Origin of the sequence: Ketobacter sp. GenoA1 (genome assembly GCF_003671475.1) — a bacterium.
In the GTDB taxonomy this organism is placed as follows: Bacteria; Pseudomonadota; Gammaproteobacteria; order Pseudomonadales; family Ketobacteraceae; genus Ketobacter.
On record NZ_RCHM01000020.1, the window covers coordinates 1 to 16,815 of the forward strand.

Consider the following 16,815-nt stretch of genomic DNA (forward strand, 5'->3'; position numbering starts at 1 on the left):
GCATGATCCTTATGCGTATCTGAAGGATGTATTGACCCGGCTGCCGACTCAGCCAGCTAGCCGTATCGGCGAGCTGTTACCTCATGGATGGGGTGCGCCTACAAAAGGGTAATCGCCGGACGCTTACGTTTTACCCACCAAACCCAAAAGCCAACTTAAACAAGCTGCTCAGTTACGATGGTGGCAATCTGAAATTGGTTACCTAACGCTTTCGGAAGTGACGCCAGCACGTTTAGGCGAGGCAAGAGACAAACTTCAAAGGGGGCGTCAGCCAGCAACTGTGGTGAGGTATATGGCAGCCCTCTCCCATGCTTTCACCATTGCTTCAAACGAATGGGGTTGGTTAGAAGACAACCCGCTACGCAAGGTACGAAAGCCTGTAGAACCAAGGGGCCGAGTACGCTTCCTTGATGAAGAAGAACGCTCCAAACTACTGACTGCCTGCAAGCAATCTGACTGTGAATCACTGTACCCCGTAGTGGTATTGGCTCTTTCAACAGGAATGAGACAAGGAGAAATCCTATCGCTTGAATGGCCTCAAGTAGACTTGGTTCGCGGCTACATCTACCTATCAGACACGAAAAACGGTGAGCGCCGCACTGTTCCACTGGTTAGCCATGCAAAAGAACTTATTCTTGAACTGTCAAAAATCCGCAGAGTCGATACAAAATTGCTGTTTCCCAGCACGGTGAAGCCTCAATCCCCAGTCGCCATCCGAAGACCCTGGGGGGAAGCTCTCAAAGCAGCCGACATTCATGATTTCAGGTTCCACGATTTACGCCATACTGCCGCCAGCTACCTAGCTATGAACGGAGCATCTTTGGCTGAGATAGCTGAAATATTAGGTCATAAAACTCTCCAAATGGTGAAACGTTACGCCCACCTTTCCGAGCAGCATACCAGCCGAGTTCTGGAGTCCATGAATAGGAGTATGTTTAATGGCTAATGTTTCAGATTCATCCTTAGAACTAGAACTCAGCCAGAATTCTTATTACCTGGAAAGTGCCAGCGAAAAACTCAGTGAATTAATGAACAAGCCTTTTAACGTGTCTAGACTATTCGAGCTAGCGGAACACGGTGAGATTGCCATAGCGTTCTCACCTGAACCCAGCCTTGCTCAGCGTATGTATGCCCAAAAAGACTCGAAAATAAAGCGGTTCTTATATTTGAATCACTCTGACATTCGAGAATTTAGCCCACACAACAGAAACAGAGAAATTCTAAGAAGTGTCACCGCATTCGAAGATGCGAATTATGCGCGAATGTACAACGCCCATGCATCCGGCAATGATACAAAAAAGTTTCCCACAGACAACCATGATTCAACGGACAAATTATTTTGTGAAAATCTAGCTAGAACTGAATTAGTAATAACCAAAGAAGAGCTAGAGCGATTCATTAAAGAGTCAAAACCTACAGCTTCCCTCGAATTCTGTAGTTATCACGATGCTGGACACATTCTATTTAACAATGATGCCATAATCCCCAGGATGAGAGAGCATGAATTAGAAATGTGGACCTATATTGACCATAACAGTTTGCAGCTCTACTTAGACAAAAACCTAACACAAAAAACCACCACAAAAGAATGTCACGACCTAGGGTTAAGCATTGAGAGTTGTTACTTCTCTAAAAGTCAGGTGGAGTCATTTAACCCTAACAGCCCAGAAAATAGCGGACGCTGGCTAACGTTTCAAGAAGTCGCTAGACGCTGGTACTCTTTGGCTCCCAATAGCTCTCCAGAATCGATATACAACCTTATTAATGGCGTTCACATCAGGACCATAAAAAAAGAAGAATTCTTATTACACCCTCTATCTTCTTTCGAGGATTTTTTTGCTGCTGACCCGTACACTGATGTGGCAAATCAGCCTACTCAAGGCATGTTCCAAGAACGTCAGATTGAAAATTTCGAAAAGCATTACTTCAGAGAAAACTCACCATGCTTTCCAGAGCCACAATCTATCGGATATGAGGTTGCCTTTAAGATTCTAAAAGATAAATTTCAATGTTCAGCTGAAGAATTCACAATTTGGTGTTACTGGCAACGAGCAGACCTTAAACCGTACGAAGACCCAGAGTTAAAACGCCCATTTTCAGCATCTAGAGAGGAAATAACTTCATTATCAATATGTTTAATTGGGACCTTTTACAACAAAACCCAAATTGAAAGCTTTTACCCAAATGATCGATATTTAACCCACAAGCAATTTGTTGAACTAATAGTTGACTCAGCAGATTACCCAGAGGAAAGAGCTGAACAACTTATTGTTAATAAGTTCAACCAAGACAGAGGTAAGAACGAAGCTCCAGATGCCATATCAGATACAAACACACTTGGCATGACATGGACATTCAATTTCAAGGGAAAATCCCCTAAAAATGCTGTATACGAAAAAGAAAAAATCGAGTCATTCTTACGACATTCTTTTCAAGGGTATAACAGCTCATCGAAGTCAGCCCGCCCCAGAGTCGCTACCCAAGATATAGAGCCAAAAACTCGCACAAGACACACTAAATGGCACTTAGTTCTAGATGAAATAATAGAGAAACTTGGCGAAGTCCCCCAAATCCACAAAATGATTATAGAGCTGAGGCGCCTTGGCGAATCAGGCCACCCAATCATCGAAGAAGTGACCCAAGACGACTTCATATATGTAAAAGGTAGGGAAAAACCTATCGGAAGAAAGACTTTGGAAAACCTATTATCAACCCGGCGAAAAAAAAGTCCCGAATAAACTCACTTTAACAATCGGGAGTTTATCCGGGAGATTTCTCGGGAAATCCCTATGTTCTACTGCCCCCAGCGACTGACAAATGGTCGCAGCACTCATTAAGCACTGCCAATTGGAGGCATTAGAATGAAACTACAAACAGATCGAAGTAGAAGACTAGCCACCGTCAGAAACACAGCCTTGAAATACCCTGATGCTGGCATAACGGAAAACAGCATTCGTTGGTTAATCTTCAATGGAGCAGAAAACGGTTTCTCAAGATGTATCGTTCGAATGGGGCGTAAAGTATTAATCGACCTGGACAAGTTCGAAAGCTGGATGGATGAACAAGCAGCCAATGGGGGTGCAGTATGACTCTCAATATCAGTTACCCTAATCCAAACTGCTTATGTGCTCGATATTTGGCCCGATTCTTACAAGGCGAAACACTGAAACACAGAGAGGCTGACAGCGCTACAGGGAGCTACCGGCTCGCATCACATGTCCATTACCTTCAGGAAAAGCATGGCTGGCACATTGAGCGCAGGGAAGTTACTGAAGCTACCAGGGACCCCACAGGGAGGGCAGCCACCTTCATGGAGTATTGGCTGGCTACCAGCTTAATTGAATGGGCAGGTTCCCAAGGCCAAGAATATGTTGAAAAGGTTATGGAATTGGAAGCTATCAGAATTGCGGAAAGGCTGGCGGCCACCAGCCCAACCGCAGATGACAATCCTGACGGGACTGACAACTTGAAGACTAGCATGGATTTAGATTCATGTAACGAGAACGACGATGGGCCTGAATAGGAGCAAAACCAAAGGGCGCAAGGATGCGCCTGGAGGTTTCGCAGGCATACCCAGATATGTAATGGACCACCCTGACTACAAAAGCTTGAGCGGAAACGCGGTTAAGGCACTTATGATGTTGGCCTACCAGTACAAAGGCAAAGGTAACGGCAACTTGACGGCAGCTTGGTCAATTGCCCAGAAACACGGTTTTCGGTCTGAACCCACCTTGAGCAGGGCCATAAGGGAATTAATGGCGAAACGGTTGATTATCCGAACCCGTGAGGGCCGATTTCTAAACCCTGGTGGCCAATGTGCCCTGTATGCACTGGCATGGAAACCCATAGATGAATGTCCCGGCAAACGCCTTGAAGTTGGGCCAACAACACGACCGCCACGCCAATTCAGCATCAGAGACAAACAAGGCAACCCGCTTTAGAAATGGATGCCAAAGGCTTTAGTTTCGGAAGCGACAAGGACGTCAAATCCACCTATTGATTCAATATAAACGGTTCCATCACTTCCAATTCTGAAGCCATGGGAGCTTTTACTGCTTTCATATTTGGAAGCCTTCTTATAATACCAGGGGTTACGGAGATATCATTGATACATCAGTTTCAGATTTCTATCGAAATCATTAGGCAAATTGAGGGTTAAACCATGGGTGGCCTTGGAAGTGGAAACAAAAGTCGCATCAGCAACACCATGACAACCGAAGAGTACAAGAGAATCGACATCCGGTTTTTGAAGAGCTTGGGTGTACTTGGCAAATACCGAAGCGGCATCCTCTCCTGGTCCTGTAATGGCTCTCAAACAGGATTTATCAACTATTCCATATCACCCAGCCAATTGAACCTCGATTATCGTTTCCGAGCTTCTGGTGAAGACTGGCAGCCAGTTAAACAACAGATCGATCTAATCCAGACCAATTGCAACTATGGAGGTTCGAGGATGTGGTTTGCCTGCCCCAAGTGTAACCGGCGCTGTGGCGTTCTATACGCAGGAGGACCCTTATTCCTGTGCCGCAAGTGTTACCGGATACCATATACCAGCCAAACCAAAGGGCCAATCGACAGGTTAATTCATAAGCTGCACAAACTGGACGACAGGCTATTCGATGAAACAGGATATCGAAAACGGAAAGGGATGCACTGGAGCACCTTTGATAGGCTCATAAATATCCGTGACGACCTGGAAGGTAGGATCGACCAACTAATATACGGTTTGCACCTTGAAGGCATTCCCAGGGGTGGATATACCAAATAGCCCAGGCACACTGCTGTCACACTAGGGGTTAACTAACCATCACCCCCAACAAGAACCGACAACAGCCATTGCAACCATAACTGACTGATATTATTGTAATTTATTAGCGTGGATTGCTGTGCTTTGTGAACAAAAACCGATTGAAAATCCCCGTGTCGGTGGTTCGATTCCGCCTCCGGGCACCATATAAAGCCCAAGCCTACAGAATATGTGGATTCACCCGTAAAAATGGCTGTTTTACCACTTTATGGTAAAAATCTGCATATGACAGGCTATGGTAAAAAGCCTCTAAGATATTGATCCTAGGGGCTTTTTGTTTTTTAGGCGTTATCAAATCCTCTGTAACTCACCTATTTTTTATCCTTCAGGAGCTTTATCTAGATAACAGCGCTCTTGATCCTTATCCCACCCCAAAAGCACTCAGGTATATTCGTGGCAGATGACGGCTTATCTATGCCGGAATGGTTGTATTAAGCGTTTTCAATTCACGCCTCAACATGAAGGTGATCCATCTGCTCCCACGCCAAATACCTCAGGATGCCCAAAAACAATAAACGAGTCCTTCGCGCGGGAAACTGCCACATTTAGCATGTTGCATCCTCGATCATAGAATTTTCCATTTGCCTTGTTGTTTTCGCCATAAACACTGGAAAATAACACTAGCAACCGCTCATCGCCCTGAAGTTTGTGAACCGTACCAACTGTAAGTCCATAAATACCGTGCTGCTGAAGAAGCTTCTCAATGACTTTTGCCTGTTTATTGAATGGCGTAACTATTCCCACTGACTTTTTCAATACTTCAGCATCGCTCAATTGAATCAGCTTTTTGTCCTGCCTTCTCGCGTAATCCAGAATAGTTGTTCGCTCATCGCATAACCAGCGCACAATGGCTTCACCTGAATTCGCTCGACTCCCACCCATGGATTGCGATGGTGCAAACACCTCATAAAGGAAGGCTATTAAAGATAATCCAAGTCCAGCTATTCGTATTAGTCATATTGCTTCCAAACACAGTGTCCGCTACACCACGATTAGAAATATTTTTCCTGAGGAATACAAAGTTCTTATTCAACGACGACGTTCCTGGGAGAGCCAACTTCGGAAAAATACGCATCAAGCACGTATTGAGCAGCTAACTGAGGGGATTTTTAGCCTTGCCCGCCACGGCATATATCCTAGCGAGCGGAAGCTTAGAGACCTGAAGTATGTAAAACCATATGACTTGAGGCGCGAGGACATAAGGCTACTGCTATGTACATTTCAGGACGTATACAAATCACATGGCTTTTTAGTTGATTAAATCAAACAGATCTTCAAAGCCAAAGATGAACATCGACACATGATATCAAGTATGGAAACCACTCATTATACTTGAGCAAGCATTTCATGACGTGCTCGCCTTGCCATTACTCGATACATATTGGCAAGTATGATTAAGACAGCAACAAACAATGTAGCCAGTGTTAGCTTTAGGTTATCTGTCTGTGACATATAAATAAGGGCTAATACAGTAATGCCATACAGATAAAACCACGCTGAAAACAGGCAGTACAATCCAATTTCAAACCACTTTATCAACTTCAGATTCCTTGGGCTCGGTTCTTGATCATCGACCCTATTAGCCTTTATGAGCTCGTCAAAGCACCTCTTAATGAAACCTGAAATATTACGAATCGCACGCCGATTATGTTCTTGGAATAATTTTTCCGAGATATACGAAAAAGCACCGACAGTAAGCACCATCGCGGACACAAGTGATACCCACCACGAAAATGGTGAGTCCATGAGAAATTCAGCAAGTTTTAAGTCCATAATCTGCTCCGATATAGAATCAATGATGGACAATACTACGGGAACAAAAATACGTTATTCAACAGTGGGGTTACCAAATACTATCTGCTCCAGGGTCTGCTCAAGCTGATGACGATCCGCTTTACGCTTGGCCTTCGAACGACGAGCAAGATTTTGCAACTTTCTCACCACGCTCGGCAGTGTGGCCGCCCTCTCTAGACCGATCAAGCCAAAATCAGGCTGTTCTTCTTCGATAGACCAAAGGAAGTCACATGACGGTTTATTGAGATTGTCGGCAATCCAAGTCAACAACCGCTCCCTATTACCCAGGAGTTGCGCCACTGTCACTGGTTCGGCCGTCATCCCTTTGAAGTGGGCATCAAAGATCGCCTCAAAGTCCACAGGGTCGCGAGGGGCCAGTAGTTCCCAAGCCGGTTTGGGACTGCTGGTCAGGTAGACCAAAAAGGTACGCCACAACGTGGCGTCAGCCCGTTCATCTTCCATCAGCAAACCAATATCGAACAAATCCCTGGGGTGTTGACGGGACAAAGCCGCTGCCAGCTTACCGGCGTACAGATCGGCAAAATCGAGCACTTGTGTTGAAGCAAAGCCGAAGGCCTGTTCCACCTTGGGCTGGACCACCATGGTACGAACCGGATGCACGGCGCCACGCATCACCGGGGTCGTTTCGATTTGCACGCGAGCACGGCCGCGACTGCATATCAACCGCGTGACCCCTCCTGTGTTTGAGCCACCCGAGGTCTGCACTTGTAGCTGTAAAGGGCGGGTACGAAATGTCTCCGCCAACTGCTCTAGCGCCGCCGAAATGCCTGCCACGTCCGCCTCGAAATCCTGCACAGGCAACCAGGTCAGGTCGATATCCACCGACAATCTCGGGAGATCGTGCTCAAACAGATTGATGGCCGTCCCACCTTTCAAGGCAAAGCGGGTTTCTTTCGCCAATTCCGGCAGGATATCCACCAGCAGTTGCACCCGATCGCTATAGCGTTTATCCCAGCTGCTCATCGAGGTCTCCCGGCAGGGTGATCTGATATTTGGGATGTAGACGGCCACCGGGAACCAGCGATCGCTTACCACAACCGAGATTCACATCATCAAGCGATAGGTGCGAATACCAGGCGTGCCCGTGACGTTCGGCCAGAGCGAGAAACAGGCGTTTAGCCTTGATGCTGTGGCAACGGCGCAACAACATTTCAAGCCGTTGTGGACGCAGGGTGGCCATGCCCTGCATCAATGCGTCGGCCTCATAGACCCCGCTGGCATCAGACGCCTCATCACACAATTCCAGCATGGCCCGCTCCGGAGTCGCGCACACTACCATCCCGCTCGGCATTGCCTCACGCCTTTCCAAACCTTGGCTCATTAACGACTGATCCGTTGTCTCATCGGTAAAATGAAGGGCTGGCAGATCAAAAGGGCCCTTGCCGCAGTACTCGACATGCTCCGCCAACGGCAACTTATGCACCCAGCCTGGCAAACGATCCGGCCCATAGAGTGTGATCGCGGCAACCTCGCCCAGCCGCAGGTAGTGTTCATGCCCCTGCCAGGCCAAGGCAAAGCGTCCGCCTACATACAGCGACAAATCTTCCATGCATTGCAGTGTCCGCACCACGCCTTCCCACTTCAGGGACCCACCTTTGCGCATGTACACACCACGGGCCGGCGATACCAACCAACCGCTGGCCACATAGCGGACAACCAGACTACTGGAATAGCCATGCGCTCTTAGCCACCGGCTGGAAACCACACTGGTATCACCGAGTCCAGCTAATAGACGGTTTAATTTACTCTCATTATGATCACTCATAGTGACTATATTACGACTTTAGTAAACCAAGGCAAATACCTGCTAGTTTAAAAAATTAATAAAAAGCCCACTTTCAGTGACTCTATAAGGTTATTTGTAAACTCACAGTCCACTCCCTTTGCCCCAATTCATGGAACGGGGGCTCGTGGATTTTTCAGCGCATCCACCGTATAAGACCTATTCATACCAATGACTTCAATGCTGTTACTGGCAAAACTCATTGGTGGCAGCGCGGGACGCTCAGGAAAAGCTCCGTGTCGCCTACAGTTGAATGGCTGGCGCTGGCATGATGTGCCAAATCTCTCCTACCACAAAGAAAATACTTATATATCAAAATGTTAGTGATTCATTTTTATGGGTGAAACCTGAGCATTTGAAGGCAAGTTATGGGTAAATGGCGGGACACTATGCTGTAAAAGAACGACTTTGGGTGATTAAATCAGCCGATAATGACAGGATATGGGTGATTCAGACGTCATGTAATGGGTGAATCCACAAATAGATTTGGCACCTTACACAAAAGCCCGGTTAATTCCGGGCTTTTTCGTTACTGGACTAAACCACACTCCTCCACGCTACCCTTCACAGACGCGGCACAGCACCGAAACCAACCCATAACTGATTGTTTATATTCACATATCATAGCAATACACGGTGATCGTCAGCCCCTCAGCGCTTCTGAGCAGGCGTAACGCCGTTTTTTGATTGACCCGGCGATACGCCAAACCAGGTTTTGAATGCCCGACTGAAGTGACTCACATCCTGATAGCCAAGCAGGAACGCCACTTCGTCGGAGGTGTGGCGGCTATCGGCCAAGTGCTGCAATGCCAGCTCCTTGCGCAGTTCTGTTAGTAAATGGCGATACGTTTCACCCTCATCGCCCAGACGGCGCTGCAGTGTCCGAGGCGTGACGGCAAGCAGCTCCGCCAACACGTTCTTGTGAGGCTCGCCGTAATACATGAGGATCTCAAGCAGAAAACGGCAGCGATCTGTCCAGCGTTCTTCACCGATCTCCTTACGCTTGACAGCCTCCATCAGTTGAATCCGGGAGACGCTGGCTTTACTGGGATGATGGCGCGTGGCACTGACATCACCTGCATCATTAACAAACAGGATCCGGGTGCGTGGTTGATTGAACGCGGGCGCAACACCCAGAACGGATTCATAGATCGTGGTATCCCCTGTTGTATCCGGATTGGCATGGACCAGATCGATTGCAACCGGGGTTAGTTTACGCGCTTGTTTAACCAGGTCACACAGGGATGCCACAAAACCTTCGGTTTGATGGATGCTGATGCTGGCAGCGCAATTGGGCAGCACATGGAGGGCAACGTTTTGCGCTGTGGCAACCACTTCGATGCGGACCACTTCGGAACTGATGCAGAGGTAACGCGCCAGCATGCGGAAATAATCCAGCAGCGATAGGCGGGATTCCTGAAAAAAATAAGCAAGACGATTTTGTTGGCGGGATGAATAAGGCGATACCTTCAGCCCCAGATTGGGTTCATGCAACCACTGGGCGATAAGATTCAGATTACGGGCAACCTCATCAATGGGAACGCGAGCGCGTGCCTGGTAAACGGCAAGCTTCTGAATCTCTTCACCGTATTGCGCGAGCAACGATGCATAGTCCCCTCTGTTCTGCAGATACTGAATCAATGCATCCCCGTGGGATGCCAGGGTTTCAACTGAAACCGTATATTGCTTTCCCGCTTTTGTCATCGTGATGTTTGACGCCTTGCTGCCACTGGATTGTCTGACTTATGGTAAAAACAGACATCACTATAACCCAGCCAAATGCTGATCTGGAATGCTAAAGGGCCTGAATCGGCCCCACAGAATTTGTCTCAAATTGGCATAAATCCGCCGCTACAAGATCGCTAGAATCCGGAGACGACAATCCAAATACACACCAACAAGAAAGGCTGGATGATAACGATGAAATGGCTTAACTACGTGATTTGCCAGGTACGCATGAACACAGTGCGCCCTGGCACGCGGTCACTTGCGTGTCTGCTGTTGGCGACACTGCCGTTGGTTTCCCAGGGGGCTTCAACTGCCGCCATCACAGCTGAAGGCTATGTCTATGGCTTTCCGCTGGTATTGATGGGGGAAACCATGCAGGGCCTGACCGGGGCCGAGCGTGTCTGTGGTTTGGGCACTGATCTGAATACCTTTGCCCATGTATTTGATCGCCCCGACGCCAGCTTCAAGGCGGTGGTGCGACCCAATGTGGATACCCTCTATTCCTCGGCCATGCTGGATCTTGCGCAGGGTCCCTTGTTGCTGGATATGCCTGCCGTACCGGACCGCTATGTATTGATGGCCCTGCTGGATGCATGGTCCAACAATTTTGCAGGGGTTGGAACCCAGAGCCATGGGGCAGGAGAAGGACACTATGTGATTGTCGGGCCCAATTGGGAAGGGTCGCTGCCGGATGGCTACGAGCGCATTGATGCTCCCACGAATCTGGTGTGGATTGTCGGCCGCACTGAAGTGTGGGGAGAAGAGGATATTCCGCAGGTAAATGCCATTCAGACCCAATATCGCTTAACGCCGTGGGCCCACGAATACCAATCATCGGGTATCGCAGGTTGCATACCCGCCTCAGAAAAAACACCACCGATTGATGTAGTGAAATCACTCAGTACCCAGGAATTCTTTTCCCGCTTGTCTGACTTGATGATCCTCAATCCACCCCCAAAAGAAGACGCCGCGATGGTGAGAGCGCTTGGACAAATTGGTGTGGGGCCAGAGGCGTATTCAACACAAAATTCATTGTCGTGGAGAAAAAGGCTGGCCATGGAAATCGGACGCCGCACTGCCCAGAGCAGTCTGGTATTCGCTACCCGGTTACTGGGTCTGACCGGGTGGGGGCCGGATCCGTCGCTGATTCCCCTGGGCGAGTATGGCCAGCGTTATCTGATCAGGGCTGTGGTGGCGCAGGTGGGATTTGGTGCCAACCGCGGGGAATATGCGGTGTACCAAAATGCCAGCCGTGATTCCAGGCATCGATTGCTGGGCGGGAAATCGGTTTACACGATGACTTTCCCCGCCGAGCAACTACCCCCGGTAAAGGCATTCTGGTCGCTCACTGCGTATGGCAGCGATGGATTCCTGCGTGACAACCCCGTCGCGGAACAACTGGGTGTGAGCTCTTATGCAGTGGGCAGCAACACGGGGCTGGTGCCGTCAGCGGATGGATCAATCACGATCTATATGGCTGCTGAACCGCCTGCTGGTGCGCCGCTTGCAAACTGGTTGTCCACGCCAGAGGGAAGATTTGAGGTGACCATCCGTTTGTACGATCCACGCGACGCAATCCTGAAGAGTGAATGGAAAACACCCCCCATCATTCGGCAATGATCACAACCCAGCGGATTCAGGCAACCAGACAAACCCGCTCAGCACCACCATATACAGATCCGGTTGCTGCAGATAAAAAATCCCGTACTTTGAAGGGTAAAAACCTGCCTCCGGCGCAGCCGCAGGCAGGGTCACGTCATAGTAAGCATTGGGCGCTGACAGCAGAAAATCTTGGGTGATCATGGGCTCCCAGAATGACAGCGCCCCCTTCCAGGTGCCGAAAATCCAGGTGTGGGTGAACAGTTCACCATTGAATTCCGGTGACGACAAATCCAGCAGATGGTTGCCCATGGCCGGCTCCACCGCGCCTACGCTGGTGTGTTGCGGCGGCATCATATCGGCGGGTAACGGCTGCATGGCCAGATCGAAGTTTTCACAACTGAGGGGAATGTCCACCGCGCACATTTCCTCGGCGGTGGGGGCCTCGATGGCGTAACGCTCCTCGCGGCTGATGGTGTAGAAATGGAAATCAAAATGCGGCGGACGGTAAATCCCGGTGGGCGGCGGATGGCCTTGCGGATTCCAGTTCACCACGATGTGCTCAAACGCCGTGACACGACGCACATTGTCGGGCACGTCAAAATCCAGTTCATGGCCGCAACAGTACCAGGTCACATTACCTGCGGCATCCAGTATATCCCACTTGCCGTCACTTTCCGTGGTGGGGGCATTGCTGAATACACCGCCATCAAACAGGATACCCACACTCACCGGATAACGGCCGATCACGGTGCCGAACACCCGGATCTCTCCGTCACCCAGTGACTGCGGTTTGCTAAACTGAATAATGCCCCCTTTACTCCAGGTGAGGGTTGGAAACAGCAATAAGACCGACGCAAAGATCAACAGCGCTTTATTGTTCATGGTATTCCCCTTTTTATGTGCCCCAATGTGTTTTGTATACACCAATCTTTCGTGGTTCACCAGGTTATTGAAACCGGTTCACTAATTGTTCGATCTGCGCCGCCGACAGGGCACCAGCCTGGTCAAATTTCACCTCACCCCCAACGAACAATTTAAAATTGGGAATACTGCGAATACCAAAACGCGCCGCCAGTTGCGGTTGTGATTCAGTATTCACTTTCACCAGTACCGCTTTGCCTGCCAGGGCCTGGGCCGCCTTACTGAATTCCGGCGCCGTCATTTTGCAGGGGCCGCACCACTCGGCCCAGAAGTCCACCAGTACCGGTACCGGGCTGTTTTGAACAATATCATCAAAGGTGCTGGCGTCTGCTTCGATGGGTTGGGATTGCGGAGGCAAAGGTTGTTTGCATTGCCCGCACTTACCCCGGGCTGCCAGATAGCGGGCGGGGATGCGGTTTTTGGTATGACAATGGGAGCAGGTGCGGATCATGCCGGGCCTCAATCAACGGGTTTTGCGTTATATGGGGCCGCTGCAGGGCATTTTAAAGCGTGGCTCGGGCTCTATTGCCCGCGCTCCCCCATCACCGCGTTCACATAGGGCTCCGCCTCTTTCTTCACCCGCATAAAGGAAGGCCGTTGCGAGACCTCTTCCCAATACCGGTAGATGTTGTCAAAGGCACCAAACGGCGCAAAGGAATTGGCGTAAAACAGCACCGGCATCACTGCGCAATCGGCCATGGTGAAGGTATCCCCCGCCAGATAACCCCCTTTGGCCAACTGATCATCCATAAAGCGATACATGGTACCGATGCGTTCGCTGCTGTTACTGATCAATGTCTGATCCCGTTCCGATTCCGGTTTCCAGCTTTCAAAAATCAGGCTCACCACCGGATCATTAAGGTAGAGATCACACATACGGTCCATAAAGCGGGTACGGCGCCCCAGCTCGGCATCCCGCGGGATCAGTACCGGCCCCTGCTCAAAGGTGGCATCAATGTATTCCAGAATGATGGTGGATTCGGGAATCATGCGGCCATCATCACGCACCAGCAGCGGCACTTTGCCGAACGGATACAGTTTGCGGTACGCCTCACGATCCTCGAGGTCCGTTAGATCCACCATGTGCGCGGTAAAGGGCACATTTTTTTCGTAAAGCCCGAGCAAAACTTTCTGTGAATAGGTGGAGAGATAGGAAAAGTACAGATCCATAGCGCGGTTTCCTCTTGGTCGATGATGCAAGTGCATCGGAAAATCCAGAGGGCAATGTTGTTATTCTACTGCACCGGCTGTGCCCCCGGTTATGTCCATAAGAGTAGCCGCTCCCGGGCGTTTCGCCCAGCCCGGGGGGGCTCTGACGAGATTTGATCAGGATTTAAGCAAAGTTTCCCATTCAATGGCCGGATCGCCCAGGGCATAAAATTCCGGATTCAATACACTCTCTTCACGGTTGTAGGTGAGTGGATCAAACTCGGTGTTGATGACGCGGCCTCCGGCTTCCATCAGTACCGCCTGGGCAGCCGCGGTATCCCATTCACTGGTGGGGGCCAGGCGGGGATACAGATCGGCTTTGCCTTCGGCGATCAGGCAGAATTTAAGGGAACTGCCCATGCTGGTCATGTCGGTCTGGTAGCCTGCGGCTTCCAGTTTGGCCAGCAATGCATTGAGTTTTTCGGCGCCGTGACGGCGGCTGCCCACCACCACCAATTGACGGTTTTCCACCGTGCGCACCGATATTTTACGCCATGTGCCCGCATCCACCTTGAACGCACCCACACCCTGGCCACCCAAATAGGCCTGGTTTTTCAGCGGCACGGTCACCACCCCCAGCACCGGCTCATGATCTTCAATGAGGGCGATGTTGACGGTAAACTCCCCGGTACCATTGATGAATTCCTTGGTGCCATCCAACGGGTCCACCAGCCAGTAACGGGGCCAGGTCTTCCGCTCGGCGTAGGATACGTTTTCCGACTCTTCGGAAAACACCGGTATATCCGGTGTCAGGGCGGTAAGCTTATCCACGATGACATGGTGGGCGGCGTGATCCGCCGCGGTGACCGGGCTGTCATCGGACTTGGTGTGCACGGTCACCGGGTCGGCCTGATCATAAACCACCTTAATGGCCTCCCCCGCCTGCTCGGCAATGGCCAAAACGCTTTCCATCAATTCTTTGGTTACCAGATCACTCATTTATTATTTCCTGTTTCGGATTATGTCGCGGGCCATGTACAAAGCGGCCAATGATCGCGCCTCGGTAAAATCGTCCGCGGCCAATAAACTGTCGATGTCTTCCAGCGGGTGTTCAATCACTTCCAGTGGCTCCGGCTCATCGCCGGGCAGTGATTTTTCATAAAGATCCTCCGCCATCACAATGTGAATCATGTGCCCCATGTAACCCGGGGATAAAGACAGGGCTTTCAACTGGGTAAACCGGTGGGCACCGTGGCCCGCCTCTTCCATTAATTCCCGGTTGGCGGCTTCGAACACAGTTTCCTGCCCGTCCATGGCACCTTTGGGCAGCGCCAGCTGATAACTGTGGGTACCGCAGGCGTATTCCCGAATCAGCAACACGTTGCCGTTGTCTTTTATTGCCACCACCAGAACCGCCGGAATGCGCGGCGTGCGCAGGCGTTCGTACACCCGCTCCTCGCCGTTGGCAAAACGCAGTTGTAAACGCTCGATGCCAAACAGGCGGCTTTCCGCCACTAATTGATGATCGAGTATGGTAGGCTTTTGCGGCATGGTAATGGCTCAATTCAAGGAGTAACGACAATCATGATTTGCTGGGATCACATCGAAACCGTGCTGTTGGACATGGACGGAACCCTGCTGGATCTCTACTTCGACAATTTTTTCTGGATGGAGTTGGTGCCCCAACGCTTTGCCGAGGCGAACCATATTAGCCTTGATGACGCCAAAACCCAACTGTTCGCCCGTTTCGGGGAGCACCGCGGCACCCTGAACTGGTACTGCCTGGATTTCTGGAGCGCGGAAACCGGCCTCAATATCGTGGCCATGAAAGAAGAAGTGAAAGACCTTATCGGCCTGCGCCCCAATGCCATCACCTTTCTGGAGAAAGTGCAGCAATCCGGCCGCAAGGCGGTGCTGGTCACCAATGCCCACCGCGGCAGTCTGGACCTGAAGCTGAAACAGATTCCCATGGCTCCCCATTTCGACGGCATTTTCAGCTCCCATGACTTCGGGCTGCCCAAGGAGGATCCGCAACTGTGGAGCCGCCTGCAGGAGGTCATGCACTATGAACCGGCCCGCACCCTGCTGATCGATGACAGCCTGGCGGTGTTGCGTTCCGCCCAACAGGCCGGTATTGCCTACACCCTGGGGGTGCTGCAACCGGACAGCAAGCAAGGCAGCATGGACACAGAAGAATTCATCGGCCTGGATTGTTTCAGCAGCATTTACCCACCGGACGCCGCCGGGGAAGCCTGACCCAGGCTCCGTTTCCTGTTGCTGGTCAATCAGGACAAACGTGCGCGGACATCTGACCATTTGCGCCATGGCATCTGGGCTTCCGACAAGCGGTTTTCTACCATTGGCTCAACACTAGGCACACAGTGTTGCAGTAAGCCCATCATCTATATGAAGCATTTGAGTTGTGTAGTCGATACTTTGGCGCCGCACCGGCGCCTTTTTTTCACCCGCGCAACCCACTTCGATTCCCGGTATAATCCAATATTCCTGTCACGTTCTTATCCACCGGCGCACTCGGCCGGTCATGCAGTCATTCACGGTTAACAACATCATGGGTCAGCACCACAAGCCAAACCACAGTTCAGCCCCCGCCAAGCCCGGCTCGGAAGCAAAAATCCGCCTGGACAAGTGGTTGTGGGCGGCGCGTTTTTACAAAACCCGCTCCATCGCCAAAGACATGATCGAGGGCGGTAAGGTGCACTATGAGGGGCACCGGGTAAAAGCCAGCAAGGAAGTGACTGTGGGGGCTCAGATCCGGTTGCGGCAGGGCTTTGACGAAAAAACCGTGATCGTAACAGCCCTCTGCGAACGCCGGGGCAACGCCACCGCAGCGGCCAGCTTGTATGAAGAAACCCCGGACAGCATCGAAAAACGGGAGCTGGCCGCCGCCCAACGCAAATCCATAAGCGCGGCCACCCCCGGCAGCGCCAACCGCCCCAATAAAAAGCAGCGCAGACAGATCATTCAGTTTCGACACCAGCAGAGCGAGTAA

At 50.6% G+C, this 16,815-nt stretch carries 19 protein-coding genes; 8 read left to right on the top strand and 11 right to left on the bottom strand.

Annotated elements, in window-relative coordinates; genetic code table 11:
- The 5 genes from D9N13_RS06055 to D9N13_RS06075 form a co-directional block, all read left to right on the top strand.
- Positions 1 to 112: transposase domain-containing protein (locus D9N13_RS06055; protein ID WP_290588140.1), on the top strand; the 112-nt coding region annotated here is incomplete at its 5' end.
- A gap of 180 nt (positions 113 to 292) precedes the next feature.
- Complete coding sequence (locus D9N13_RS06060; protein WP_290587255.1) at positions 293 to 946, top strand: tyrosine-type recombinase/integrase; 654 nt, start codon at positions 293 to 295, stop codon at positions 944 to 946.
- On the top strand, positions 939 to 2,738 hold the full coding sequence (locus D9N13_RS06065; RefSeq protein ID WP_290587258.1) for a hypothetical protein: 1,800 nt from the start codon (positions 939 to 941) through the stop codon (positions 2,736 to 2,738). Before D9N13_RS06060 ends, D9N13_RS06065 begins: the two co-directional genes overlap by 8 nt.
- A 123-nt stretch (positions 2,739 to 2,861) precedes the next feature.
- A complete protein-coding gene (locus D9N13_RS06070) occupies positions 2,862 to 3,089 on the top strand; it encodes a hypothetical protein (protein WP_290587261.1) in 228 nt (75 codons plus the stop codon).
- Entirely contained in the window at positions 3,086 to 3,523 is a 438-nt protein-coding gene (locus tag D9N13_RS06075) for a hypothetical protein (RefSeq protein ID WP_290587264.1), read from the top strand. Before D9N13_RS06070 ends, D9N13_RS06075 begins: the two co-directional genes overlap by 4 nt.
- A gap of 579 nt (positions 3,524 to 4,102) precedes the next feature.
- On the opposite strand, the gene D9N13_RS06080 is transcribed toward D9N13_RS06075, so the two are convergent.
- From D9N13_RS06080 to D9N13_RS06105, 6 genes are all read right to left on the bottom strand, one after another.
- Positions 4,103 to 4,315, bottom strand: a complete 213-nt coding sequence (locus tag D9N13_RS06080; RefSeq protein ID WP_290587267.1) for a hypothetical protein — start codon at positions 4,313 to 4,315, stop codon at positions 4,103 to 4,105.
- A gap of 945 nt (positions 4,316 to 5,260) precedes the next feature.
- Positions 5,261 to 5,653 (bottom strand): AAA domain-containing protein, encoded by a 393-nt coding sequence (locus D9N13_RS06085; protein ID WP_290587270.1) that lies wholly within the window; start codon positions 5,651 to 5,653, stop codon positions 5,261 to 5,263.
- Positions 5,654 to 6,133: 480 nt separating this feature from the next.
- On the bottom strand, positions 6,134 to 6,580 hold the full coding sequence (locus D9N13_RS06090) for a hypothetical protein (protein WP_290587274.1): 447 nt from the start codon (positions 6,578 to 6,580) through the stop codon (positions 6,134 to 6,136).
- A gap of 54 nt (positions 6,581 to 6,634) precedes the next feature.
- Positions 6,635 to 7,585, bottom strand: a complete 951-nt coding sequence (locus D9N13_RS06095; RefSeq protein WP_290587277.1) for a nucleotidyl transferase AbiEii/AbiGii toxin family protein — start codon at positions 7,583 to 7,585, stop codon at positions 6,635 to 6,637.
- Entirely contained in the window at positions 7,569 to 8,387 is an 819-nt protein-coding gene (locus D9N13_RS06100) for a type IV toxin-antitoxin system AbiEi family antitoxin domain-containing protein (RefSeq protein WP_290587280.1), read from the bottom strand. The genes D9N13_RS06095 and D9N13_RS06100 overlap by 17 nt, the downstream gene beginning before the upstream one ends.
- 669 nt (positions 8,388 to 9,056) lie before the next feature.
- Entirely contained in the window at positions 9,057 to 10,109 is a 1,053-nt protein-coding gene (locus D9N13_RS06105) for a helix-turn-helix domain-containing protein (protein ID WP_290587283.1), read from the bottom strand.
- Between the two features lie 216 nt (positions 10,110 to 10,325).
- Here D9N13_RS06105 and D9N13_RS06110 point away from each other — a divergent pair, with 216 nt between their 5' ends.
- Positions 10,326 to 11,753, top strand: coding sequence for a DUF1254 domain-containing protein (locus tag D9N13_RS06110; protein ID WP_290587286.1), 1,428 nt, complete (start codon positions 10,326 to 10,328; stop codon positions 11,751 to 11,753).
- Here the strand turns inward: D9N13_RS06110 and D9N13_RS06115 are convergent, their stop codons facing one another.
- The 5 genes from D9N13_RS06115 to nudE form a co-directional block, all read right to left on the bottom strand.
- Positions 11,754 to 12,617 (bottom strand): hypothetical protein, encoded by an 864-nt coding sequence (locus D9N13_RS06115; RefSeq protein WP_290587288.1) that lies wholly within the window; start codon positions 12,615 to 12,617, stop codon positions 11,754 to 11,756.
- A gap of 64 nt (positions 12,618 to 12,681) precedes the next feature.
- Positions 12,682 to 13,107, bottom strand: coding sequence for a thioredoxin TrxC (gene trxC / locus D9N13_RS06120; protein ID WP_290587290.1), 426 nt, complete (start codon positions 13,105 to 13,107; stop codon positions 12,682 to 12,684).
- Between the two features lie 71 nt (positions 13,108 to 13,178).
- Positions 13,179 to 13,826 (bottom strand): glutathione S-transferase family protein, encoded by a 648-nt coding sequence (locus D9N13_RS06125; RefSeq protein ID WP_290587292.1) that lies wholly within the window; start codon positions 13,824 to 13,826, stop codon positions 13,179 to 13,181.
- A 156-nt stretch (positions 13,827 to 13,982) separates the two neighbouring features.
- Positions 13,983 to 14,804, bottom strand: a complete 822-nt coding sequence (gene cysQ / locus D9N13_RS06130; protein WP_290587294.1) for a 3'(2'),5'-bisphosphate nucleotidase CysQ — start codon at positions 14,802 to 14,804, stop codon at positions 13,983 to 13,985.
- Between the two features lie 3 nt (positions 14,805 to 14,807).
- Positions 14,808 to 15,356, bottom strand: coding sequence for an ADP compounds hydrolase NudE (gene nudE / locus D9N13_RS06135; RefSeq protein ID WP_290587296.1), 549 nt, complete (start codon positions 15,354 to 15,356; stop codon positions 14,808 to 14,810).
- A 33-nt stretch (positions 15,357 to 15,389) separates the two neighbouring features.
- On the opposite strand from nudE, the gene yrfG reads away from it, so the two are divergent.
- Together yrfG and hslR are read left to right on the top strand one after the other, a co-directional pair.
- A complete protein-coding gene (gene yrfG / locus D9N13_RS06140) occupies positions 15,390 to 16,061 on the top strand; it encodes a GMP/IMP nucleotidase (RefSeq protein ID WP_290587298.1) in 672 nt (223 codons plus the stop codon).
- A 313-nt stretch (positions 16,062 to 16,374) separates the two neighbouring features.
- Positions 16,375 to 16,815: a ribosome-associated heat shock protein Hsp15 gene (hslR, locus tag D9N13_RS06145; protein ID WP_290587300.1), complete on the top strand. Its 441-nt coding sequence runs from the start codon at positions 16,375 to 16,377 to the stop codon at positions 16,813 to 16,815.

Coding starts and splice junctions, on each gene's coding strand:
- D9N13_RS06060 (WP_290587255.1), top strand. CDS start 293: ATGGCAGCCCTCTCCCATGCTTTCACCATTGCTTCAAACGAATGGGGT.
- D9N13_RS06065 (WP_290587258.1), top strand. CDS start 939: ATGGCTAATGTTTCAGATTCATCCTTAGAACTAGAACTCAGCCAGAAT.
- D9N13_RS06070 (WP_290587261.1), top strand. CDS start 2,862: ATGAAACTACAAACAGATCGAAGTAGAAGACTAGCCACCGTCAGAAAC.
- D9N13_RS06075 (WP_290587264.1), top strand. CDS start 3,086: ATGACTCTCAATATCAGTTACCCTAATCCAAACTGCTTATGTGCTCGA.
- D9N13_RS06090 (WP_290587274.1), bottom strand. CDS start 6,580: ATGGACTTAAAACTTGCTGAATTTCTCATGGACTCACCATTTTCGTGG.
- D9N13_RS06095 (WP_290587277.1), bottom strand. CDS start 7,585: ATGAGCAGCTGGGATAAACGCTATAGCGATCGGGTGCAACTGCTGGTG.
- D9N13_RS06100 (WP_290587280.1), bottom strand. CDS start 8,387: ATGAGTGATCATAATGAGAGTAAATTAAACCGTCTATTAGCTGGACTC.
- D9N13_RS06105 (WP_290587283.1), bottom strand. CDS start 10,109: ATGACAAAAGCGGGAAAGCAATATACGGTTTCAGTTGAAACCCTGGCA.
- D9N13_RS06110 (WP_290587286.1), top strand. CDS start 10,326: ATGAAATGGCTTAACTACGTGATTTGCCAGGTACGCATGAACACAGTG.
- D9N13_RS06115 (WP_290587288.1), bottom strand. CDS start 12,617: ATGAACAATAAAGCGCTGTTGATCTTTGCGTCGGTCTTATTGCTGTTT.
- trxC (WP_290587290.1), bottom strand. CDS start 13,107: ATGATCCGCACCTGCTCCCATTGTCATACCAAAAACCGCATCCCCGCC.
- D9N13_RS06125 (WP_290587292.1), bottom strand. CDS start 13,826: ATGGATCTGTACTTTTCCTATCTCTCCACCTATTCACAGAAAGTTTTG.
- cysQ (WP_290587294.1), bottom strand. CDS start 14,804: ATGAGTGATCTGGTAACCAAAGAATTGATGGAAAGCGTTTTGGCCATT.
- nudE (WP_290587296.1), bottom strand. CDS start 15,356: ATGCCGCAAAAGCCTACCATACTCGATCATCAATTAGTGGCGGAAAGC.
- yrfG (WP_290587298.1), top strand. CDS start 15,390: ATGATTTGCTGGGATCACATCGAAACCGTGCTGTTGGACATGGACGGA.
- hslR (WP_290587300.1), top strand. CDS start 16,375: ATGGGTCAGCACCACAAGCCAAACCACAGTTCAGCCCCCGCCAAGCCC.